The organism is Pseudalkalibacillus hwajinpoensis (assembly GCF_039851965.1).
GTDB lineage: Bacteria > Bacillota > Bacilli > Bacillales > Guptibacillaceae > Guptibacillus > Guptibacillus hwajinpoensis_E.
The window spans coordinates 3963181-3986538 of the sequence record NZ_CP156674.1 but is presented as its reverse complement, the minus strand read 5'-3'; the positions used below and the strand labels follow the sequence as shown (position 1 = coordinate 3986538).

General features: G+C 41.5%; 27 protein-coding genes. 1 reads left to right on the top strand and 26 read right to left on the bottom strand.

The window, feature by feature from the left end; genetic code table 11:
• Nucleotides 1-116: 116 nt before the first annotated feature.
• The 15 genes from ABFG93_RS20680 to ABFG93_RS20610 form a co-directional block, all read right to left on the bottom strand.
• Nucleotides 117-1301, bottom strand: coding sequence for a pyridoxal phosphate-dependent aminotransferase (locus ABFG93_RS20680; RefSeq protein WP_347549882.1), 1185 nt, complete (start codon nt 1299-1301; stop codon nt 117-119).
• Nucleotides 1302-1325: 24 nt separating this feature from the next.
• The gene (locus ABFG93_RS20675) at nt 1326-1823 is read right to left on the bottom strand and encodes a DUF5590 domain-containing protein (RefSeq protein ID WP_347549881.1); all 498 of its coding nucleotides are present in this window, start codon (nt 1821-1823) and stop codon (nt 1326-1328) included.
• Nucleotides 1824-1835: 12 nt separating this feature from the next.
• Nucleotides 1836-2006, bottom strand: a complete 171-nt coding sequence (locus ABFG93_RS20670) for a YpmA family protein (RefSeq protein ID WP_136947239.1) — start codon at nt 2004-2006, stop codon at nt 1836-1838.
• Between the two features lie 263 nt (nt 2007-2269).
• Nucleotides 2270-3100, bottom strand: a complete 831-nt coding sequence (locus ABFG93_RS20665; RefSeq protein ID WP_347549880.1) for a ComEC/Rec2 family competence protein — start codon at nt 3098-3100, stop codon at nt 2270-2272.
• A 42-nt stretch (nt 3101-3142) separates the two neighbouring features.
• Nucleotides 3143-5938 (bottom strand): ATP-dependent DNA helicase DinG, encoded by a 2796-nt coding sequence (gene dinG, locus ABFG93_RS20660; protein ID WP_347549879.1) that lies wholly within the window; start codon nt 5936-5938, stop codon nt 3143-3145.
• 184 nt (nt 5939-6122) lie between these two features.
• The gene (gene panD, locus ABFG93_RS20655; RefSeq protein WP_347549878.1) at nt 6123-6506 is read right to left on the bottom strand and encodes an aspartate 1-decarboxylase; all 384 of its coding nucleotides are present in this window, start codon (nt 6504-6506) and stop codon (nt 6123-6125) included.
• Nucleotides 6507-6509: 3 nt separating this feature from the next.
• On the bottom strand, nt 6510-7373 hold the full coding sequence (gene panC / locus ABFG93_RS20650; RefSeq protein WP_347549877.1) for a pantoate--beta-alanine ligase: 864 nt from the start codon (nt 7371-7373) through the stop codon (nt 6510-6512).
• Complete coding sequence (gene panB, locus ABFG93_RS20645; protein WP_347549876.1) at nt 7373-8209, bottom strand: 3-methyl-2-oxobutanoate hydroxymethyltransferase; 837 nt, start codon at nt 8207-8209, stop codon at nt 7373-7375. Before panB ends, panC begins: the two co-directional genes overlap by 1 nt.
• A 277-nt stretch (nt 8210-8486) precedes the next feature.
• Nucleotides 8487-9464, bottom strand: coding sequence for a biotin--[acetyl-CoA-carboxylase] ligase (locus tag ABFG93_RS20640; protein WP_347549875.1), 978 nt, complete (start codon nt 9462-9464; stop codon nt 8487-8489).
• Complete coding sequence (locus tag ABFG93_RS20635) at nt 9449-10639, bottom strand: CCA tRNA nucleotidyltransferase (RefSeq protein WP_347549874.1); 1191 nt, start codon at nt 10637-10639, stop codon at nt 9449-9451. Before ABFG93_RS20635 ends, ABFG93_RS20640 begins: the two co-directional genes overlap by 16 nt.
• The gene (gene bshA / locus ABFG93_RS20630; protein WP_347549873.1) at nt 10636-11772 is read right to left on the bottom strand and encodes an N-acetyl-alpha-D-glucosaminyl L-malate synthase BshA; all 1137 of its coding nucleotides are present in this window, start codon (nt 11770-11772) and stop codon (nt 10636-10638) included. Before bshA ends, ABFG93_RS20635 begins: the two co-directional genes overlap by 4 nt.
• Nucleotides 11769-12482, bottom strand: coding sequence for a bacillithiol biosynthesis deacetylase BshB1 (gene bshB1 / locus ABFG93_RS20625; RefSeq protein ID WP_347549872.1), 714 nt, complete (start codon nt 12480-12482; stop codon nt 11769-11771). The genes bshA and bshB1 overlap by 4 nt, the downstream gene beginning before the upstream one ends.
• Nucleotides 12463-12873, bottom strand: a complete 411-nt coding sequence (mgsA, locus tag ABFG93_RS20620) for a methylglyoxal synthase (RefSeq protein WP_347549871.1) — start codon at nt 12871-12873, stop codon at nt 12463-12465. Before mgsA ends, bshB1 begins: the two co-directional genes overlap by 20 nt.
• Before the next feature lie 11 nt (nt 12874-12884).
• Nucleotides 12885-13685, bottom strand: coding sequence for a 4-hydroxy-tetrahydrodipicolinate reductase (gene dapB, locus ABFG93_RS20615; protein WP_347549870.1), 801 nt, complete (start codon nt 13683-13685; stop codon nt 12885-12887).
• A 2-nt stretch (nt 13686-13687) separates the two neighbouring features.
• Nucleotides 13688-14026 carry a nucleotide pyrophosphohydrolase gene (locus tag ABFG93_RS20610; protein WP_347549869.1) on the bottom strand — a complete coding sequence of 113 codons (339 nt, stop codon included), beginning with the start codon at nt 14024-14026 and terminating at the stop codon, nt 13688-13690.
• Nucleotides 14027-14199: 173 nt separating this feature from the next.
• On the opposite strand from ABFG93_RS20610, the gene ABFG93_RS20605 reads away from it, so the two are divergent.
• The gene (locus tag ABFG93_RS20605) at nt 14200-15069 is read left to right on the top strand and encodes a YitT family protein (protein WP_347549868.1); all 870 of its coding nucleotides are present in this window, start codon (nt 14200-14202) and stop codon (nt 15067-15069) included.
• Nucleotides 15070-15140: 71 nt separating this feature from the next.
• On the opposite strand, the gene ABFG93_RS20600 is transcribed toward ABFG93_RS20605, so the two are convergent.
• The 11 genes from ABFG93_RS20600 to ABFG93_RS20550 all read right to left on the bottom strand — a co-directional run bounded on the left by ABFG93_RS20600 (nt 15141) and on the right by ABFG93_RS20550 (nt 23148).
• The gene (locus ABFG93_RS20600; protein WP_347549867.1) at nt 15141-15818 is read right to left on the bottom strand and encodes a zinc metallopeptidase; all 678 of its coding nucleotides are present in this window, start codon (nt 15816-15818) and stop codon (nt 15141-15143) included.
• Nucleotides 15819-15932: 114 nt separating this feature from the next.
• Nucleotides 15933-16697, bottom strand: a complete 765-nt coding sequence (locus tag ABFG93_RS20595) for a sporulation protein YpjB (RefSeq protein WP_347549866.1) — start codon at nt 16695-16697, stop codon at nt 15933-15935.
• A gap of 62 nt (nt 16698-16759) precedes the next feature.
• Complete coding sequence (locus ABFG93_RS20590; protein ID WP_347552914.1) at nt 16760-17350, bottom strand: DUF1405 domain-containing protein; 591 nt, start codon at nt 17348-17350, stop codon at nt 16760-16762.
• Nucleotides 17351-17415: 65 nt separating this feature from the next.
• Nucleotides 17416-18183: a menaquinol-cytochrome c reductase cytochrome b/c subunit gene (locus tag ABFG93_RS20585; protein WP_347549865.1), complete on the bottom strand. Its 768-nt coding sequence runs from the start codon at nt 18181-18183 to the stop codon at nt 17416-17418.
• 65 nt (nt 18184-18248) lie between these two features.
• A complete protein-coding gene (gene qcrB, locus ABFG93_RS20580; RefSeq protein WP_098443956.1) occupies nt 18249-18920 on the bottom strand; it encodes a menaquinol-cytochrome c reductase cytochrome b subunit in 672 nt (223 codons plus the stop codon).
• A 12-nt stretch (nt 18921-18932) separates the two neighbouring features.
• On the bottom strand, nt 18933-19430 hold the full coding sequence (locus ABFG93_RS20575) for a ubiquinol-cytochrome c reductase iron-sulfur subunit (RefSeq protein ID WP_347549864.1): 498 nt from the start codon (nt 19428-19430) through the stop codon (nt 18933-18935).
• A 132-nt stretch (nt 19431-19562) separates the two neighbouring features.
• On the bottom strand, nt 19563-20033 hold the full coding sequence (locus ABFG93_RS20570) for a YpiF family protein (RefSeq protein WP_347549863.1): 471 nt from the start codon (nt 20031-20033) through the stop codon (nt 19563-19565).
• Nucleotides 20034-20037: 4 nt separating this feature from the next.
• Complete coding sequence (locus ABFG93_RS20565; RefSeq protein ID WP_347549862.1) at nt 20038-20853, bottom strand: GNAT family N-acetyltransferase; 816 nt, start codon at nt 20851-20853, stop codon at nt 20038-20040.
• A gap of 80 nt (nt 20854-20933) precedes the next feature.
• Nucleotides 20934-21470, bottom strand: a complete 537-nt coding sequence (locus ABFG93_RS20560; protein WP_347549861.1) for a ReoY family proteolytic degradation factor — start codon at nt 21468-21470, stop codon at nt 20934-20936.
• A gap of 71 nt (nt 21471-21541) precedes the next feature.
• Complete coding sequence (locus ABFG93_RS20555; RefSeq protein WP_347549860.1) at nt 21542-22816, bottom strand: tetratricopeptide repeat protein; 1275 nt, start codon at nt 22814-22816, stop codon at nt 21542-21544.
• Nucleotides 22817-22953: 137 nt separating this feature from the next.
• Nucleotides 22954-23148 (bottom strand): hypothetical protein, encoded by a 195-nt coding sequence (locus ABFG93_RS20550; protein WP_347549859.1) that lies wholly within the window; start codon nt 23146-23148, stop codon nt 22954-22956.
• Between the last annotated feature and the right edge of the window lie 210 nt (nt 23149-23358).

Below are 23358 nucleotides of genomic sequence, written 5' to 3'. Positions count from 1 at the left end.
AAGCGATCACGCCTGATACATATGAACAGGCGTCGCATCATCGCTTAATATGATATTTGGTTTTCACTTCAATCCAGTACATATTATACCTATTCTGACTGGATTGAACAACTTGCTTAGACCTGCTTTGCTTTTATGAAACGGTCAATTCTGTTAATCGCTTCTAATATGACATCCAATGACGTTGCATATGAAAGTCGAACATTTTCCGGGGCTCCAAATCCTGAACCAGGAACAAGCGCAACTTTTTCCTCTTCTAGCAGGCCTTTGACGAAATCGTCTACAGAGGCGAATCCTGTTTTCCGAGCCGCTTCTTTTGCATTTGGGAATAGGTAGAATGCGCCCTGAGGTTTCACACAGTTGAATCCAGGGATGCTGTTCAAACGATCGTACACTGTATTCAACCTTTCTTCAAACGCTTCTTTCATCTCAAGTACAGGTGCCTGAGTGCCTTCATAGGCTGCAAGTGCAGCATACTGTGCTATGGATGTTGGATTTGAAGTGGAATGGCTGGCAAGGTTCGTCATGGCTTTAACGATTTGTTTATTTCCAGCTGCATATCCAATTCTCCATCCCGTCATTGAATGAGACTTCGATACACCATTAATGATAATCGTTTGTTCTTTCAACTCATTGGAAAGCTGTGCAATTGACGTGTGCTCGGCTCCGCCATAAACAAGTTTTTCATAGATTTCATCTGAAACAATCAGGATATCGTGCTTCAAGCAGAAGTCACCAATCTCCCGTAATTCTTCAGGTGTGTAAATTGAACCGGTGGGATTTGAAGGTGAGTTAATGATCACGGCTTTTGTTTTAGAAGAGACCGCTTCATTTAGCTGGTCAACCGTTACTTTAAACGATTTATCTTCTTTACCTTCCACGTACACCGGTTGACCTCCTGCAAGCTTTACTTGCTCGGGGTAACTTACCCAGTAAGGAGTTGGGATGATCACTTCATCACCTTCATCCAAAATCACCTGAAACAGTGTGTAAAGAGCATGTTTCGCACCTGTACATACGATGATTTCTTCTGCTTTGTAAGATAAGTTTTGATCATTTTCAAACTTTTTGATGATGCTTTCCTTCAGTGGAAGAATTCCTCCTGACGGCGTGTATTTCGTTAATCCCTCATTCATTGCTTTCTCAGCTGCCTGCAAGATATGGGTAGGTGTATTAAAATCAGGCTCTCCTGCTCCTAAAGCAATAACGTCATGGCCTTCTGCTTTCAATGCTTTTGCCTTTGCTGTAATTTCAAGTGTAGCTGACGGTGTTAGTGCTGCTACGCGCTTGGATAAGTTCATTTCTCTCTTCCTCTCCGTATAAAATTAACTCTGTCTGATCGTTCTTGAGCGCCAGTATTCACCGTTGCTGAAGTAATAATAAGCGAATGTATAGCGATCATTTTTATCAATAAACGTAGCTTCCCAGACAAGTACCTGTTGCTTTTCATTATTCACTTCAATACCCGGTTTAATTGCGATGATTTTCTCCGGAGAAAATCGGTCAGTAAGCTTTTCTTTAATTGTGTCAGAAGAAACTCCTTCACTCGTTTTTTTAGTAACGAGGGGCTCATCATCCTCTGGTACGAAAACATATAATTCTTCGTTAGAGCTATTATTACCCCTGAGGACGACATAGGCATCATTCGTACCATGATATTGAATTACTTCGTCAATGTTCGTAATAGCAGACTCTGATTGTGCCCTGGCCGTAGCTTTATCTTCCAACTGATCGGGTAGGTCCATTATGGATTGATAAAAAGAAAACCCAAGCCAGATAAACAGAGCGATGATTACGCCTGCAATTATCCCTATAACTCGCATATACTCACCCTATTATGTACGATAAATTGTAAAGATCATTTGTTCCTGGTCTTCTTCATCAAGTGCAAGTCCAAACATTAAATCTTTCTCTTTCAGTGTCCGATTTAATGAATCCACGATTTTGTAAATATCGAGCGACTTGCTTACTTTAACGGTCGACAATACTTCGATATTAGATTCCATTTCTGTCAACTCCCTATTTAGTGTGTTATTACCACGTTCACAAATATTTGCTACTTATAGTTTACGTGAGCTTAAGCCAAACTATCAGTACCGCTAAAAGCGGTGCAAAAGAAAATGCTCCACTTCCAACATTGCCTGCGTACTGCGCAGGCTTTTTGGTTTCACCTTTTCTTTCATGAAAAGTCTGGCGCTCGTAAAGAAGCACCAGTTTTACTACCACTATTTTTCAATAAGTTAGCTTATTTTGCAACAATTATTCATGATCAGCGTAACCTTTCTTCTTTTGTCGGAAGCGTAATAACATCATAACGATCATCCTGCATACGAAGCGTAACGCTCCCAATGCGGTATGGGTAGTACACATCCGTCCAGCTTTCGCTCAGTCGCTCCAATACAGATTCACTGATATCAATATTCTTATGGCGAAATATAACGGCCATCTGAGGATCAATCGCGCTCAAAAACTCGGTCGATGTGCCATTGCCACCTCCGAAATTCGCAACCTTTAATACCTCAACCGTTCTACCGGAAGAGCTGATCGTTTTCTCAAGCTCTTCATCTGTATCGCCCATCATTAAGATATCCTGACTACCTAAGGATAGCATAAAAGTCACTGATCCTGCTTTAGATATGTTCACTATTTCTGCCTCTACATCTTCCATTAAGGTGATTTTCTGCTCTTCTTTCAGCGTATTCTTCCTGACGTGAGATGGGATTTCTGGAAGAAGAGCTTGTTGCAAACTTTGAGACAGCATCACTTCACCAATCGAAAAGTAGCGTAATAATGATTCAAAATTCCCGGCATAGGCTTCATCTGCGTTCGTAAGCCAAACCCTGCTAATTTCTTTAACCTGAAACATCTGAAGGCGATCGATCAGTTCCTGCTCAGATGCGGCACTGCCCGTATTGATTAATACAGCCGTACCATCTGACTTTTGTAGTAAAATGGCTTCCCCCACTGACAAATCGAGAAATGTAATGGCTACTTCATTATTCCCTAAATGCAAATCAACCGACTGAATAGAGGCTTCAGCAATGGGTCCTATCAAACAAAATAGCAGCACCCAGCTGCAAAAGGTAACAATAATCTTCATCACAATACCTCCTATGGCGTTAGTTTGTGATGAAGAAGAACTTTATAACCAGAGATCAAGCTCATTCACTAATTCTTCAATGCTCCCTTTAAGAAGGGGAACTTCAGGCAAAGACTTTACAAAAGAACGACCGTATCTTGTAGAAATGATACGCCTATCAAAAACAAATACGGCGCCACGATCACGCTGTGACCGAACAAGTCGTCCAAACCCCTGTTTAAATCGGATAATCGCTTCCGGTAAAGACAGTTCCATAAATGGATTTCCCCCGGACTCTTTGAGTTGTTCAGATCTTGCCTGGAAAACAGGGTTATCTGGCGGTGAAAATGGCAAGCGAACAATGATCAGGCAGCTAAGATCTTCACCCGGAATATCGACACCTTCCCAGAAACTGCTTGTTCCAAATAGAATCGCCTCATCGCTTTCTTTAAAATTCTTTGTTAGCCTGACCCTACTTCCACTATCAACACCCTGACTAATAAGCGTCAACTCATCATGCTCAATTAATTCCTTCATCCGATGATGCGCTTTTCTTAGCATGTCATATGACGTAAACAGAACGAGCATACGACCTCTTGTCACACGGGCAATTTGTAAAATGGCATCTGTGATGTGCTCGACAAATTGAGCGTCTGACACATCCTTAATCATCGGAAGATCTGTTGGAATCATGAGTCTTGCCTGTTCGCTATAGTCAAATGGTGATTCATAACGTTCGACTATTGGACCAAATTCTTCAAGGCCAAGACGCTTTACCATATAATCAAAAGAATTTCGAACGGTTAACGTTGCGGAAGTTAGAAGGATGCTTTTCTTTTTCCCGAAATACTCTGATGAGAGAACTGTCCCCACTTCAACAGGTCTACTGAAAAGAAACGCTGAATTTAATGCCCCTTTTGGATCAATTTCGACCCACTTCACATCATTATTGTTTTCCTGTAGAAGGAGGTAATCCACTTTAGCGAGTTCTTCAAGAACGGAAGCATGAATGCCTTTAAAATCGGCAGCAGCATTGAGCTGCTCACGTGTTAGTTCATCTTCTTTTAAGTCGAATTCTTTTTCTAGTTTCTTAAGTACTTTATCAAGATCTTTTAAATAAAAGACCAAGCGATGGGCAGCTTCCTGGATCGCCTCCCACGCAGGACCGCTTTCCTCTGTAAGACGGTAGCTTAAGCGACCAATTTCATTCGAACGGTTGATATTTTTCTGCACGTACCTATGAAGCATCCGAAACAGCTCATCAAGATCTCCAAGAATTGTTTTCACATAGGCGTCGATTTCCACCTTGTATTCCTGAACATCTGATTCAAGATCTTTCAAGATACTGACGATTTTTCCATATAACCCATCTCCGTCTTTTAAGCCCATACGAACAAATCCCTGGATGATGGCGAAGTAATCCGTTTTAACGCCGAAAAACTCTGTTGCAATATCTTCTAAATGATGAGCTTCATCGATTACAGCCTGTTGATATGCAGGAAGAAGTTGGTGTTCATTTATAAGGTCACTGAATAAGAGCGCGTGATTGCTAATAATTAGATCGGCATTCATCGAAAATCGTTTTCGGCGATGATAGAAATCTCTCGAGAACCATGGAGAGCGATGATTTGCTGAGACGGCTGCATCGCTTTTCACCTGCTGCCAGAATAATTTTCCGCCGCTTGAGAGATTAAGCTCTTCCACATCACCGTAATCTGTTTCAAGAAGCCAGATTAGAATTTGTGCTTTCGTTAAAATGGTATCATAATTATCATCTTCTACTCGATAGAGCTGCTGCTCAAATCGCGTTAAATCAAGATAGTTGCTTCTTCCTTTAATAATCGTTGCACCAAACTCAAACGGAAGTATATCACGCAAAAAAGGAATATCGCGCTGTAACAACTGTTCTTGTAATTGAATGGTATGGGTGCTTACAACAACAGGTTTGCCGGTGTTTTTTGCATGTACAACTCCAGGTAATAAATAACCAAGAGACTTACCAATACCCGTCCCTGCTTCTATGAGGGCGTGCTGGTTTTGTTCAAATGCGAGAGCGACTTGCTTCATCATATCGCTCTGCCCTTTTCTTACTTCAAAGCCCGGGATAATTTGGGCCATCCTGTCTGCAAGGTCCTTTTGTGCTTCCTCAAATAAAATTGGCTCTTTCATCGGTTCAATTTCCTTAAGTTCCTCCTGCCGCTTCATGGCAATATCACGAAAAACTTCAAAGTTGCCCTCAGGTTCAATCACAAGTTGTTTCTGCTCAATCATTTCATTCAACACAACTTCGATGTCACTGTAGAGCCTCGCCGCAAGTTCTGCTAATTGATGTAATGTGACGATTGGGAGGTCATTCAATTTATCAAACAAATACAAAAGTAGTTCTGCCGTTACCTCCGCATCGCTATCTGCTTGGTGGGGGTTTTCGTGTGTAATCGATAAGTGATCAGCAAGCCAGGACAGCTTGTACGCTTCAGCCGTTGGAAGAAGAATTCTCGCTAGTTCAACCGTATCGATTATTGGTCCTGAAAAGGGCTCGTATCCACTTTCATCAAGCTCTGCATTCATGAAATTAAGATCAAATCTAACATTATGCGCTACAAAATAAGCGCCATCAAGGCGTTTGAGGAGCTCTGGTGCCACTTCCTCAAACAATGGTGCATCCTTGACATCATCATCTGTAATACCGGTTAGCTGCTGAATAAATGGTGGTAATCGCTGCTCTGGATTCACAAACGAGGCATAGCGCTCAACGATGGAACCATCCTCGACAACGGCTAAGCCAATCTGAATAATTTTATCTCCATTTTTAGGAGAATTACCGGTTGTTTCAAAATCTATTATTGTATAACGATTCATTTCGTTTTCACCTCAGTTGCTTAAACCCTGTTCATATTCCCGACAAAAGGAAATCAGTTCCACTTTAGTCGAAGTTTCACCATCTAACTTTATCATTTTTTTATTAGAACGGAAAATCTTTTATAATATGGGCAGTCCTCTTGAAGCGAAAAAAAGCCCCGGACAGAGTCCGGAGCATCTCGTTCTATAGGATTGTGGCAGCTGGTTCAGCACCAATCACATCAATAATGTCATTATGTTCATTCATTATAGCCACACGTGGAGTGAATTGTTTCGCTTCTTCTTCGCTCATCATACCGTACGCAACAATAATAATGACATCACCTTCCTGAACGAGACGCGCCGCTGCTCCATTTAAGCATACGACACCGGAACCTCGCTCTCCTGGGATAATATAGGTTTCGAGCCTTGCTCCATTATTATTATTTACAATTTGAACTTTCTCATTCGGTAACATCCCTACTGTGTCGATGATATCTTCATCTATAGTAATACTTCCTACATAGTTCAAATTCGCTTCTGTTACTCGCGCTCTATGGATTTTGCCCTTCATCATCGTTACAAACATATGTTACACTCCTATCGCTTTTTCACTTCTCAGTGCCATGGTGTTATCGATCAGTCTTGCAGCAGAAAACTGAACCGCAACGGCTATAATAACCTCTTCATTAATTCGATTGACTGGCTGAAGCTCAGGATAAGAGAGCACTTCCACGTAATCGATCGTTCCTGACGTTTGCTTAAGATATGATTGAACAAGCTCTATTATTAATCCAGGATCGCGCTCGCCATCGCGGATCACTTTTCTAGCCGCATTCAAACTCTGCGAGAGGAGGGTCGATTCTTCCCGTTCAGATGGAGTCAGATACACATTCCGAGAACTTTTAGCCAGCCCATCTTCCTCCCTTATGATCGGACATGGGATAATTTCAACCGGGAGGTTATAATCATCTACAAGACCTTTTATAACGGCGACCTGTTGGGCATCCTTCATCCCGAAATAAGCTTTATCCGGTAGGACAATTTGGAATAACTTCATAACAACTGTCGCTACTCCATCAAAATGACCTGGCCTCGATTCACCGCAAAGGGTGTCGACTCGCTTGTTGACTGTGAGCATGGTTGTTAGCTCTTTCGGATACATTTCATCCACATGGGGATAAAATAAAACATCCACTCCAGCCTTTCTTGCAAGCAGTTCATCTCTTTTTAAATCTCTTGGGTATCGATCAAAATCTTCGTCCGGACCAAATTGAAGCGGGTTAACAAAAACACTCATGATAACGCAATCATTTTTCTCCCTGGCTTTCTGAACTAAGCTCATATGTCCTTCATGTAGATATCCCATTGTCGGGACAAATCCGATTGTCTTACCCTCTCTTATCATCGTTTTTGCTTCATGTTGCATTTCTTTAATTGTTGTAATAATTCTCATCAGCGACTACCTCCGTACATGCCAGCAAGCTGCTCTTCTTTCATGTTAAATGAATGCTGCTCTTCCGGGAATTTTCGACCTTTTACTTCAGAGACATAGGATTGTATCGCTCGATCAATTGATTCGTTAATGCTAGCATATTTCTTTACGAATTTCGGAACATGCGTTGCTCCATAACCGATCAGGTCATGATAAACAAGGACCTGTCCATCAGCGCATACTCCAGCACCGATCCCAATCACAGGGATTGAAATCTCTCTTGAAACAATCTCTGTTAGCTGTTTCGGGACACATTCAAGTACAAGCGCAAAGGCTCCAGCCTCTTCAATCGCTCTTGCTTCATTTAACAACTCTGCAGCTGCTTCTGATTCTCTCGCCTGCACTTTATAACCACCAAGAACTCCTACAGATTGTGGAGTAAGTCCCAGATGTCCCATCACAGGTACACCGGCTTTCGTTAATTTATTAATTTGTATAATCACATCAGCACCGCCCTCAAGCTTCACGGCGTGTGCCCCAGCTTCCTGCATCAATCTGCCTGCATGAGCCAGTGTCTCAGCAACTGTGCAGTGATATGTCAAGAAAGGCATGTCGGTTACAACAAACGTATTGGTAGCGCCTCTTTTTACTGCCTTCGTATGCAACACCATGTCATCCATCGTCACTGGTACGGTTGAGTCATACCCAAGCGCCACCATACCGACGGAGTCGCCTACAAGGATAAGATCTACGCAAGCTCCTTCCGCAAGCTTCGCAGAAGGATAATCATACGCTGTCAGCATAGCAATTGGTTCGTTACTTTCTTTCATTTTCTTGAATTCACTTGTTGTCTTCATTTCAGTTCCCTCCTTTTTCAGAGGAGCATGAAACCGAACAAAAAACCTCCTATACTGGAGTTACGGCTGACAGGGGTTGCCTCATCAGTCTGTAAAACACAGACTTGCCGCAACACTCCAAAAGGAGGTTACATATCGGTATCATCCCTCTGTCCCAGTCCAATCATGGATCAAGGCAGACTATTCATTTTGAATGTAACTAAATGGTGCGGCTCCATCCCAGGATACCGCCCTTACACATGTAGTATAGCAGATTATGGGCAAATGTGGGATACCATTAACAAATTTCGATATCAGCTGAATAAATATGGTGAATTCTGCCTTGTACATCTTCCAGTAGCAGAACACCTTCATCTGTAATTCCTTTCGCTAGCCCTTCGATTACACCGTTAAGCGTTCTTGCTTTAATTTTTCTTCCTAGACTAACGGCGTAGCTTTCCCATAACAGTTTAATCATTCGAAAGCCGTTAGTAAGGTATTCTTCATAAAGCGTTTCGAACTCATTTAAAATCGCCGCAAGAAGCGCGGAACGATTCACATTTTGTCCGGATTCAACCTTAAGTGAAGTTGCCTGATTTAGATCAGAAGGAAAATCTTCAGACCCTGCATTTACATTGATCCCCATTCCAATAATGATGGACTTAATTTGATCCGACTCCGCTTGAAGCTCTGTTAAAATTCCTACAACTTTCTTTCCATCAATCAAAATATCATTCGGCCATTTAATTTCAGCTTCAAGCCCTGTTTGCTTACGAATAGCATGAACAACGCTAACTGCCGCGATCAGTGTAAATTGAGGTGCGCGCTGTGGAGGGAGCTTTGGACGAAGAATAATGCTCGTCCATATCCCGCTTCCCCGCGGTGAATGCCACGATCGTCCAAGACGTCCCTTTCCAGCCGTTTGTTCATCTGCAACAATAATTGTCCCGTCAGGCGTACCACGATGCGCTAGATCGTGGGCAATGTATTGAGTCGATTCAACAGAAGGGTACGTATGAACAGTTTTCCCGAGGAATTCTGTTGTTAATCTCAGCCCGATTTCTTCCTTGCTCAGCATGTCAGGTCTCGATACGATCCGATACCCTTTCTTTTGAACGGCCTCTACTTCATAACCATTTTTTCGAAGCTCTGATACATGTTTCCAGATAGCCGTTCGAGACACACTTAACGTTTCACTTATCATTTGACCAGAAACATAATTTTCTCCATGTTCTTCAAGCATTTGCAGCAGGCGCTGCCTTATTGAGTCTGCCACTTTTCAAGCCACCTTTTGATGCTGGATTTCTCATTCTTTATCTCTTCAGATAATACAGCCAGTTCAATCTGTCTGAGTGCCTCTCCAACCCAGGGACCGGGCTTTACCCCGGTCCAGTTGATCAGGTCTCCTCCCGTTACGGCTAGCATATCAGAAGACGTTATTTCTAACGAAGCAATCATCTGATCTACTTGCTTGTAATTAGGTTTCCGCCCTTCAATTACCGCTAGTAATCGCTCACAGTATTTCTCATTTGGATACGCGTCATAGAGTGTGCGCTTCGTCCAGCCTTCCTGTTGAACCTGACTTACAAGATGGAGGAGATGCTCGACTTTTCTCACCAATCGATTGGATAATCGCCATCCTTTCAAGAAAGATACTGGATCCGATTGGCCTCTGGTAAGCCACGCCCACCTTTCTTCTTCGGTTTGAAGAAGCATGGTTAAATGATCATTTTTTTGAAGAAAATCTTTCATTCCGCTCAATCCAGGTAAATACTTATCCACTCCACTTGTAAAAAGCTGTATAAACGCTTTCTTTGCAGCTTTACCTCCAAGCAGTTTAGACATCTCAGTTTGAAGCCGTTCAATAGCTATGTATTTGAGAAGCTGAGCATGGGTAGAAAGCGCTTCTGCCGTCTCATACTCAAGAGTAAAATCAAGTACACTTTGAAACCTGAGCGCTCTTACCATCCGGAGTGCATCTTCCTGAAACCGATCTCCAGGATCCCCTACGGTGCGGATTAGCCGATGCTTTAGGTCTTCCTGCCCGCCATAAGGATCAATGAGGTCCCCCGTATCAGAGAGAGCCATGCTATTGATCGTAAAATCTCTCCTTGAAAGATCATCTTCAATGGTTGAAACATAGGAAACCTCTGACGGATGTCTGTGATCCGTATACAACATTTCTGATCGAAAGGTCGTGATTTCAAACGACTGGTATTGATAGATGACTGTAACGGTGCCATGGTCAATTCCAGTTGGAACCACCTTTTCAAAAAGAGTTAACACCTCTTCCGGTTTCGCAGACGATGCTAAATCGAAATCAGCTACTGGCAGTCCGAGTATTGCATCTCTTACTGCTCCTCCAACAATGTACGCGTCAAACCCTGCTTTTGTAAGAATTCTTAGTACCTCTTGACAGGATTCGTAAGCCTCTCCTTCAAACAAGATCAAGTAAGTGCCCCCTGGAGTGTTTTGTAATAAAGCGCTTCATACTGTTCGAGAATCCGCTTTGAAGCAAACTTTGTTTCAACGGCTTCGACCGCTGCAGCAGTCATCTTTAGATGCAACTCCTCATCTAAAAGGAGCCTGTAGGCGTATGATGCAATCGACTCAACATCGCCTATTTCAGCAATAAAACCATTTATCCCATGTTCAATCACTTCCGGAATACCACCGATATTCGTACCAATAGCTGGCACGCCGCATGCCATCGCTTCTAGTGCTACTAAACCGAAGCTCTCTTTCTCAGATAATAACAGCTTCAAATCACAAATCGACAAAATTTCGGCTACATTCTCCTGTTTACCAAGGAATTTTACCTTATTTCTTAATCCGAGGTCATCGACTAGACGACATGCAACCTGAATCTCAGGGCCGTCACCGATCAGCAAGAGTTTAGCAGGCATATTCTTTTGGATACGATTAAATACTTCAATCACATCAGGTACACGCTTCACAGCTCTAAAATTCGAAATGTGAACAATGACCTTCTCTTCTTCCGTAATGCCATATCCCCTTCGTAAATCAGCCTGTTCTTTCGGATAATAAACTCGCTCGTCAACAAAGTTATAGACCGTATCAATTGGTTTATCTGTTTCAAGTAAACGATGGGTCTGTTCGACGAGATTATTCGATACTGCAGTCACACAATCAGATTTTTCAATTCCAAATCGTATTAATTGTGTGAGGGATGGATCATAACCAAGTACAGTGATATCTGTTCCATGAAGTGTTGTAACGATTTTCACATCTTCGTTCACCATTTCTTTCGCAAGAAATGCACATACGGCATGTGGGACAGCGTAGTGAACGTGAAGTAAGTCAAGTTTCTCTCTCTGGATCACTTCAGCCATTTTACTTGCAAGTGTCAGGTCATAAGGAGGGTATCGAAAAACGGCGTATTGATTCACCTCCACTTCATGAAAATAAATGTTTGGGTGAAACGTATCAAGTCGGAAAGGAACGCTGCTTGTGATGAAATGCACCTCATGACCCTTTTCTGCAAGCATTTTTCCAAGTTCCGTTGCAATAACGCCAGACCCTCCGACAGTTGGATAGCATGTAATACCAATTTTAAGTGTCATCGTCTTTCTCCTAAAGGGATTTCTTCCATGCATAGCAGGTTTTTTGCTATAAAGCCTTCCGCATACTCAACCCCTGATTCCTTTCCATATAAGTATTCCCTACAAATCACCCTATCGACATAACCATTTGTTAAAGGTGTTTCCACACTTCCGCTACTTAAGGAAAACTGACTCCTATATGCTTCGAGCGCCTGCTTCTTTGCTTCTATTTGCTTTGAAATATTTATTGTAAATTGTGGTTTATGGAATCCATTAATGAAATAGTAATATAGCTGACTTACTTTGTGAGCATCCCCTAATTCAGGGCGAAATTTTCGAATCCCTGCAGAGAAAACGGCTTCTTCGACAAGTCTGGCTGCATGGCCGTGATCAGGGTGTCGGTCTTCACTATAAGGAACAAAAACAGCTAACGGCTTTGTTCTTCGAATCACTTTTACGATCGCTGCAACAGCTTCATCAGTTATCTTCAGTCCACGGTCAGGCAATCCCAGATTAAAGCGGGTTGTAACGGAGAGCAGATCGGATGCCGTACGAGCTTCATGGTGTCTTATGAAGATCGTTCCATTCGATGATAATTCCGCTTCTGTTAAATCACAAATTCCAGTTTGCTTCCCTTCTTCAGCCATTTTCTTTAATGATCCACCCATACCAATTTCAACATCATCAGCGTGAGCACCGAAAGCTAGTACATCAAGTATTATTTCGTCCATGAATTATCTCTCTCCAATCCAGTTCACCTCTTGCCAGAGCATGCACAAGGATTTCTGCACTACCCATATTCGTCGCAAGAGGAATATCATATACATCACACAGTCTTATTAATGCCGTTATATCTGGCTCATGAGGCTGGGCTGTGAGAGGATCTCGAAAGAAAATCACTGCATCCATATCGTTTTCGGCAATCATAGCTCCAATTTGTTGATCTCCACCGAGTGGTCCGGATTGAAAACGATGTACGGCTAATCCCGTTTCATCAATAATTCGCTTACCTGTAGTTCCGGTTGCGAAAAGCGTATGTGGATCTAAAATCATTTTGTACGCAAGTGTGAAACGAACTAGATCATCCTTTTTTTTATCGTGTGCAATTAAAGCGATTTTCATCAGCTCATCCCCTACTCCATGATATTTTCAAGACCATAAACGAGTTGATCGATTTTCAGGACGGTTTCAATTGCAAGCTTAACTCCAGGCATAAATGAGGCCCTGTTCATTGAATCATGACGGATTTTAAGCGTCTGGCCTTCCCCGCCAAACAGAACTTCTTGATGGGCAACAAGACCAGGCAAACGAACACTATGAATTCTCATTCCGTTATAATCAGCACCCCTTGCACCTTCTAAATCCTCACGTTCATCTTCATGTCCCTGTGGCTTTTCTTCGCGAACTTCCGAAATCATTTTTGCCGTCTTCACAGCAGTTCCTGACGGAGCATCAAGCTTACGATCATGGTGCTGCTCAATAATTTCAACATCTTGAAAATACTTCGCTGCCATAGCAGAAAATTTCATCATAAGCACGGCACCAATTGCGAAATTTGGAGCAATAATCGCGCCAAGTCCTTTTTGTTCAGCTGTTCTTGATAGCTCTTCTACGTCTTCATTCGAAAATCCTGTTGTCCCAACAACAGGGCGAACGCCATGTGCAAAAGCAATTTCCATATGTTTTTTCCCAAACTCAGGGGTCGTTAAATCAATTAGCACGTCACACTCCACCTCAGCAAGGCACGCTTCGAGATCAGTATAAACAGGTGCCTCCAGGGATGGAAGTCCCTCAATTTCCGCTACTGTTTGTCCGAGAATTTTGCTGTCAAGCACTGCTGTTAATTGGAAATGATCCGTACGATCAACCAGCTTAACAGCTTCTCTCCCCATATTCCCTCTAGGACCTGCAATTACGATTTTTACGTCATTCATTGTCATTCACTCTCCCCTTCAATCTTTGTCCAGCGGTCTCTATCTCGTGTGTTAAATTTCGTCATAACTTGGCTAAATGCTTCATCAAGATCGATATCGAGTGAATTTGCAAAACAGGTTAATACAAATAATAAGTCGCCCATCTCTTCTTCAATCGTTCGTTCTTTTTCAGTCTGTTTCTTTGGCTTTTCCCCATGATAATGATTCACTTCACGAGCAAGCTCACCAAGTTCTTCAGTCATTCTAGCAAGCATGGCAAGCGGGCTGAAATAGCCTTCTTTAAACTGACTTATGTATTGATCTACCTCATTCTGCATTTCTTTTATTGTTTTATTTGACATGTGCTAAGTCCACCTTTCGCATCTGTACTTATGTTAGCTAAAAGATAGGCATTTGACAAATATTTAACTGAGGTAGCCACAGACCTACTGAGAGTATACCAGAATGAAATTGCTGTGTGCCGTGTATTTGATTATAATGAAAGCTGTTGGTTGTCATGAAAGGAGTGTGCTATATGGAAGGCATACGGGGAAAGAATGTATTCTTTATTTTACTTGGATCCGCAATATTTGCTTTTGGACTTGTTCATTTTAATATGGAAAATAACCTTGCTGAAGGTGGTTTTACTGGGATTACGCTTTTACTTTATTTTCTATTTCAGATTGATCCAGCACTTTCAAATTTAGTGCTTAACATCCCATTATTTATTATTGGTTGGCGTATATTAGGAGGCCGAGCATTTATTTATACCCTAATCGGAACCCTTTCCTTGTCTTTATTTTTATGGATTTTCCAAAAGTATTCAGCGCTTTCAATACCCCTGCAGAATGATTTAACACTAGCAGCACTGTTTGCTGGTGTTTTCGTTGGTGCAGGACTTGGAATTATTTTTCGCTATGGTGGTACAACGGGTGGCGTGGACATCATTGCTAGGCTTGGTTCTAAATACTTAGGATGGAGCATGGGAAAAACGATGTTTGTATTTGATTTCTGCGTGATTGCCCTTTCACTCGTTTACTTAAATTACAAAGAAGCCATGTACACACTTCTTGCAGTTTTTGTTGCTGCAAGAGTGATTGATTTTATTCAGCAGGGCGCATATGCAGCGAAAGCCGCAATGATTATTTCAGAAAACAACAAAGAAATTGCCAATAACATCATGAGTCAAATGGACAGAGGAGCAACTGTTTTAAATGGAAAGGGAAGCTTCTCAGGGGTACAAAAAGAAGTCCTGTACTGCGTCGTTGCGCGAAATGAACTTGTTCGACTTAAAAACATTATTCGTCACGTTGATCCACATGCATTTGTTGCTGTGAATGACGTTCATGATGTGCTAGGAGAAGGATTCACACTTGATGAGAATAAAAACCCAATTGAACATTAGAAATCATTATTTCACATTAATCACTTAAATAAGAATTAAAAAATCTCGCCCTCTGTGGCGAGATTTTCTAATTAATCTTCATTCATACCTATGAAAATAAACACAAAGCGAAGCAATTCTAGAAGAGCTACAACAGCTGCTGCAACATACGTTAGTGCTGCGGCATTTAAGACCTTTTTCGTTTCACGTTCCTCATCATTACGGATTACACCGGTTGATACAACCTGTTCCATCGCACGACTTGAAGCATTAAATTCAACAGGCAATGTTACGAGTTGGAACAAGACGGCGGCACTCATGAAAATAATGCCTAATAGAATGAAATTCGCTGAAGACATCAAGATACCAGCTAGAATAATGAAATAGCTAAAATTCGAACCGAGATTCGCTACAGGAACCAGCGTATGGCGAAATCGAAGTGGTGCATAATTTTGTTCATCCTGGATCGCATGACCAACTTCGTGAGAAGCAATCGCAGCACCTGCTACCGACTGACCGTGATAATTCCCTGATGATAGTCTAACTGTTTTTGATCGTGGGTCGTAGTGATCCGAAAGATGACCCCGCACTTCCTCTACGCCAACAGAAAACAAACCATTTTCATCAAGAATTTTACGAGCCACTTCAGCACCACTCATCCCGGATGAATTAGGGACTTTTGAATATTTTTTATATGCGCTCTTTACCCTGCCCTGGGCCCATAGTGGGATAATTAATAGAAGGGCAAAGTATACTAAAAAACCAGCCATTTCCATTCCTCCATCACATGTGTAATTACTTACTACTATGCTATTTAACGTCAATTTTAGTCAAATTTATATAGAAAGTCAATCACACAGTTTCAGGTTCACAAGATCTCCAAATTACTCAACCTGTTTTCTTTTCTTTTCTTCTTTTTCTCCACGATACTTACGATATATCACGTAAAGTAACGTTACCGTTATCATTCCACCAATTGACGAAATCAACCACAACAGTGATGTTTCATCTTCATTTCTAGTCGAATGATAGGCCTTTTCAAAATCGTCATGCATTGTTTCCAGCTGACCGACTAACTTTTTATCATCACTTGAAGCATACTGTTCAATAAAAGCGATGTGTGAATCGAGACGCGCTTGAGTTTCTGTAGATAAATCGATCGCCATTGCAGGACGAATGATGCTGTACGTACCAATAAACCTCTGTTTGCTTGTTTCATATACGTCACTATCACCATGCTTGATTGCAGCAGCCATTTCTTTGATTAATGGAAGTAATTTACTATCTGTTTGCCGCCACATTGGTTGCTTTTCAGCTACAAGAGCATCTACAGCAAGTCGAAATTCAGTTAGTGCCTGAATTCTTTGATCAGCCGCTTTATCCACAGATGTGACAGCGCGTAATGCTCGTTCTTGTGCATTTAGAATTATTCGTAGCTCTGTCGATGTCAGCTCATTACCTTGATCACCTGGAAAAACGTCCGAAAATTGTTCAAGCATCGTTTTAGCTTGTTCGAAATTTTCCTGTTTTCCAAACTCAAGTACATCTGCTGCTATATCATTCCAGACCTGTTTCACATCAGTTTCAGTTCCATACACGTTTACGGGAAGCGCTAAAAGCAAAAACAAAAGGAGCAATCGTCTACCCATCCCTGTCCCTCCTTCATTCTACTTAAATGTATGAAGGGTTGGACAAGAGTAGACCATCTACCTCATTGAATAGATAGTTTGTAATGTCCCCTGCGAACGGATAAGACATAGACAAGAGCAAGAGAAAGGATCGATAACCAGAACGTAAAATAACCGATACCCAATGTATATTCACTTAGGATAGAATATCGTGGCATTTGACCGAATACATAATCGATCACGTCATTATGTATTGTCCATACAGCAACCGCGATGAGATGCCATGGTTTGATTTTATAAAATGGAGCGTATAACAGTCCTTCAACTGCCATTCCTAAATGCGAGAAAATGAGCATAAGCGCAATGGGCGATAGCTGCCCCGTAACAACCATTACCATGATGTTCATCACAACAGCCCAGATCCCGTATTTAAACAGCGTTACAGCAGCTAGGGACTCCATTAATGGCCAATTCTTTCCGAGAAGAAAAGCAGCGAGTACAAAGCAGAAAAATAAACTGGCAGTGGGACTATCTGGAACGAAAAGTAGAAAAATTGGTTTCGTTTCTTCTAATTGCCAGCCATACCAGTAATAGCCGTAAACCGTACCAAGAATATTAATAAGAAGCAAGAACCATAGAAAGGGCCTTGACCTGAGTAAGTAGAAAAATTGGATAAGCATCGGTATCTCCTTTATGAAAGTGAAAAAAAGCTGACCTGAACAGTCAGCTTTTCAACACATTACTTATTTGCTTCAGCAGTTTTGACAATAAACTCAGCTAGCTTCTCACGTTCTTCATCAGTACCTTTGAAGGCATTAGCTGGCATTCCACCAATTCCATTGACAGCAATGTCCATAATCGACTCTTTTGTTTGCTGGGTTTCAAGAAGAGAAGGTCCAGAACCACCCTGCAAGCTGTCACCGTGACAGCCAATACAAGATTGACCTGAGTAAATTGCGTAGCCTTCTGATTCCTTATCAACTGTTGCCTCAACAATTTCACCTTGCTTCGCAGCTTTTTCCCAGTCATGCGTTACAACAGATTCCCAGGTAAGATAAACGGTTGAAATGAGACCTAGAAGCATAAGCGCTGTTGCAACAGGGCGCTTCGCAGGTCGTCTTTCAGGTCCGCGATCGAGCCACGGTGCCAGAAGAAGTGCACCAAATGCAAGACCTGGCATTACAACAGTTCCGACAAGGGTATAATCACCGGCAGCAAATTTGTACTTCAAGAGCTGGTATAAAAACAGGAAGTACCAGTCAGGAAGTGGTGTATACGTTGCATCCGTAGGATCCGCGACACGCTCAAGCGGAGATGGATGGGCAATCGTTAACGCTAGATAACCGATAAGGAAAACTGCTCCAACCATCCATTCTTTTAATAAGAAGTTCGGCCAAAACGCTTCTGTTTTGCCGGGGTACTCTGAATAATCTTTTGGAATGTTAGGCTTTCTCTGCGCAGGGATACGCGAGTCGCCTACAAACTTCATTCCTTTTCCGCGATGCATCTGTCCCCCTCCTTCGTAGAAAAAATTATGTTGTCATTAAAGAGAATAAGTTCTCAGAACGAATCTTATAGCGGGCCAGAAATACCCTGTTTACGAATCATAATAAAGTGAGCAGCTAGCAATCCAAGGAGTGCAGCTGGCAAGAAGAATACGTGAATTGCGAAGAATCGCGCAAGTGTTTGTGCCCCGATAATTTCTCCACCAGCAAGTAGCGTTTTGGCCCATTCACCAACAACTGGAATCGTAACCGCGATTTCAAGACCAACTTTCGTTGCGAATAGCGCTTTCATATCCCATGGTAAGAGGTATCCAGTAAACCCTAACCCAAGCATAACGAAGAAAATTAATACACCAACAACCCAGTTTAATTCACGAGGTTTCTTGTAAGAGCCGGTAAAGAACACGCGAAGGGTATGTAGAAACATCATAACGATAACGAGACTGGCTCCCCAGTGGTGCATCCCTCTAACAATTTGTCCGAAAGCTACTTCATTTTGAAGATAGTAAACGGATTCCCAGGCATTCACAATGTCTGGCACATAGTACATGGTAAGGAACATGCCGGACAAAATTTGGATAACAGTTATAAAAAACGTTAATCCGCCAAAACAATAAACAAACGCTGAAAAGTGATGAGCCGGGTTAACGTGCTCTGGCACTTCGTGATCCGCAATATCGCGCCACATTGGCGTAATATCTAAGCGTTCATCTACCCAATCATAGATTTTATTTAACATAGATTACGCCCCCTAACGTGGTTCAGGTTTTCCGAGGTAAAGTTTTCCATCTTCAACTTTCTTGTTGTAAACATCAAGCGGCGCAAGTGGTGGTGTTCCTTTTACATTCACACCATCTTTTGTGTAGCGGCCACCGTGACACGGGCAATAAAACTGATTAGGAAAAGCTGCATTCGAAGCCCAGTCAACTGTACATCCTAAGTGTTTACAAACAGGTGAAAGTGCGACAATTTCGTCTTTTTCATCTTTGTAAACCCAGGCGGATTGTGTTACTTCCGATTCATACCAACCATCTACCTGGTCAATTTTGAATTCTTTACGAACTGGTTTATTCGTAATCTCGCTTGTGTCCATAACAGGCACAAATTCTTGTTCTGCTTTTTCTTTTAACAATGGATCAATTGCAAAACGGACCATCGGCATCAGCATCCCTGCTGCCATAAAACCGCCTACACCAGTCAGGCTGTAGTTTAGAAATTGGCGTCTTGTTACTTCGTTTTTCTTCGCCATTGGTTTCCCCCCTATCCTATGAAGTCAGTCCAGCCGGACATAATAGTTCACACATATAACTAGGACATTCCTATGATAGCGTAGTCACTCTTGCTCTGTCAATGTTAGGATTGGTCAATAGCATGCCTCAAATCAACTATTTATATTACTTTGCCACGTATTTGTTACAAATTGAAGCACCTGCTTCACCTGGGCAGAGATAGTTTCCATTTTGTATTGGCCCTCCATATGCTCAAGAGGGATCGCAGGCATCCAGAGCAGGGCGCTTTCCACTTGTCCTTCAGACTGCTTCCAGTCTATATCTGCCGTTAATGTAATAATGTGTTTCATACCGCCTTTAAATAGCTCTGCTTCAACCTGTTTTAGACGATCCACACGTTCATCCATACTTTCCGTTTGAAGATACGTTACCGCAGGGATGAGCAGCAAACGACCTTTAAGTTGTCTTTCTAATTCACCTGAGATGATGGTAATGTATTCACCCATTGAAACTATCGTTTTAATATTTGATGTCAGGGATATCGGAACAAGTGGCACAATAGCTGTATCCACGTATTCTCTTTCTTTTTCATAAACTGCGATATCTGTTTCTGTCCATTTCATTTCTTTAGCTCCTTGTTTGTCCGTATAAATTCCAGACCGTTTGATGTGATTTTGCTTCAAACGATCTGGCGAGGTTTGATGGTAAGTCGACCCATATCAATCTTGCTTCCTGTTCAGCCTGCTCATTTACAATTTCCCACATGCTCTTACTATAAAGAACTTGTTCATCCCAAACCTTTATGTTGAGATAAGAGGCTCCTTTTTCTTCCTTCATCAGAAAAAAGCTTCCTGCATCACTTCGATACATCTCTAAACTATCAACATATGTATGACTTAAGTGCGGTGCATATGGAAGCGGATAGTAAATCGAATAAGGAAAAAAGCTAAGTTTACGACACTGATCATTTTCAATTAAACACTTTCGCTTCTCTTCTCTCGAGGATTCATGCTGGAAAGAAAGCTCCTCATTCCATCCTACCACGTCACCGGGGCTTATGCGAGATGATACAAGACTTGCTTCAAGGTCCATTTGTAAATGTTTAGCTAACCGATTCCCGGGTACATTATTTCGTTCTGTTGCATATCCCGTCCATGTTACACCAGGTTCTAAGAATGCGTCATTCTTCAGTCTGTTCATGAGCATGGTAGCTATACCTTGCCCTTGAAAATTACGGTGCGTACGCAGTCTACCAAGTACAGCAGCTTCACTTTCGAAAATGGTTACACCCGCTATCCCTACAAGCATCTGATCTTGAAAATAGCCGATGACGCAATCTTCTTCCACCAGTTTTAAGAAAATACGAATCACATAATCATCTTCTATCCCGGTTTCCATACTTGATACGATCTCTTTATCAGCTTCTGTCAATATGCGAATCAACCAGAGTCCCCCTCAATCAATCTAACTTTTTGAACTACTACCGTTCTTAATATAAAAAACCCTTGAAATGAATTCAAGGGTTAAAGATTATTAAGCTGCTTGCTCAAACTCTGAAAGGTTACTTCATCTTTTCGATCAAGAGCTTCATCAATTTGCTGTAAAATTGAATCACGCTTATACCGTGTAAATGATTCATCAAGAACCATTTCAGCTAGGAAGGAATATTTCTTATCAGCTGCCATATTTTCTGGCAAAAACGGATTTTCTTCTAATACAGCAACATATTGTGGTGACACATTCTTACTTTTGAAATTGAGCTGAATATAAATAGGCTCGTCCTGATTCAGGCGAATGTCATGGAAGGACTTCTCAGGATCTGTAGTAATAATATTATGCTTGTAAAAACGGAATGGTGCATTTTCTACACAGTGAGTGGAAATGACGAGTGCTTTTGGACAGAATTCAGCATTCTCAACAAAGTGGACATTTCCCATCAACACTTCATCACTGATTAAATAATTTAGTAACCAGACACATTCACGCTTCTTAACTTGATAATTCTTAAGAAACCATTTAAGAAAGTCCTTCTTTTCAACGACAGAAACGGAGCTGCTCATAGCGATTCCTCCCTGAGATTTTCCTAATTTAAGAATTCGTCATTGAAGATAAATTTCCTTCTAGCTCGCTGTTATTCCTCTTTAAATCTTTCTTCTTCAAAGCGCAGCACTTCTTCTTCAAGATGAACGAGTGTCGGATCCATCTTAAGGGCAAGTTTGAATGCCTCAACCGCTTCTTCTCTACGACCTTCTTCAATCAAGAATGCACCATACTCTTCAAGAAAAATCGGATCGTTTTTGAAATAAGTATATGCGTTTTCATAACGTTTTATAGCTTCTTTATAATTTTCTAACTCAGCATACGCTGTGGCAGCAGACCAATCAAGGAACGGATCACTCTGATCACCCTCTTCAATATTTGCTAATAGATCAATAATATCTTCAAATCGCTCTTCTGTACGGAAATAAGTAGCGAGCGTTTTTGCAGCTTCGATGTGAGTTGGATTAATCGCTAACAGTTCACGTAAATACTGCTCTCCGCTATTATTGTCATGTGTTTTATAGCTTAACCTGCTCGCCTGTAAATATAGCTCTTCATTAAATTCATCAACCTTAATTCCCTGCGCAAGGGTCTGGATGGCTTCCGACGTTGCACCTTCCTCCTCATAAGCTTTTGCAAGATAAGGATAGAGGGTACTGTACTGAGGATCTAGTTCTTTTAATTCATTTAGTGCATTGATGGCTTTTCGGTATTCATCAATTTGCAAAGCAGTAAATCCATAACCAAACAGAGCATTGATTTCGCGTCCATTTTCAAGTCCTTTCTCATAAAATGAAAGGGCATCCTCAAACTGTCCGCTACCGCTCAATGCTTCAGCAAGTCTGAGTTCAATATTTTCATTCGCAAGCTCACCTTTTGTACCCAATACGGCTTCATAGTAAGGTACAGCTTTTAGATGGTGCCCCTGTGTCAAATAAAATTCACCAAGACCGAAGTCAATGATGGGCTCATCAGGTGAAAGGCGCTTGGCTTCAAGGAGCTTTTGTTCAGCAACTTCTTCCAAACCTTCTGTTTGATACAAATCAGCAAGAAGAAGCAGCGCTGGTGGGTATGCTGCATCACTTTCATCAATTTTATTTAGTGCAGCGATGGCATCCTGCTCCTGTTCGAGGTCTACATAACATTCAGCTGCTTGAACGAGTAGCTCTCCCTCATTTGGATAGTGGATTAATAATTCTTCTACAACATCCCGTGAATCTTCAATTAATCCGAGATTATAATAAATATTGGAAAGATCATATAACGCTTCATGATCCGCTTCTTTTCGAACTTCTTTCAGTTCAAATAATCCTTTTTCAAAATTTCCTGACTCAATTAACGAGACAGCCTGTTTAAGACGCTCCACGCTCCAAAACTCCTTCTGACACTTGTTATTTTATTTCGATGATTCGTGAATGCTGTTCTTGGAATGACAAAACGTTTCCCGAATCCCGGCTTTAATATAAGGATATCACTCACCTTAAGTAATTCTCCACGAAGTCCTTAAATGATCGACTCCCTTTCATCATAATCAAGAATCTGTTGTTCTTCAACTCGATTGCCTGAATCTGAACGAAACAGATTGTATTCAAAATCCGCTCCCGTGGTTAAACACCCATTTCCTGGATATATCTTTATGAGGTCAAATGGAAGAATGACCGTGTATGATAAAAGGTGATAATCATATGAATCGAGCATCGAATTCCCTTTTCAAGCCTCCCGTCTGTTATTTTGTATCGATCTTCGTTCCAACAACCAATTTATGATTTGCTCCTCATCATGACAAGCTATAAACTGAGTTCTAAAGATATGATAAAAAATATCAATGAAAAAAATTCCCTGTGCAGAAAGCCTTTGTTAGCGCTTTCAAAACACAGGGAAAAAATAAATATGGATAGGAGTGGAGAG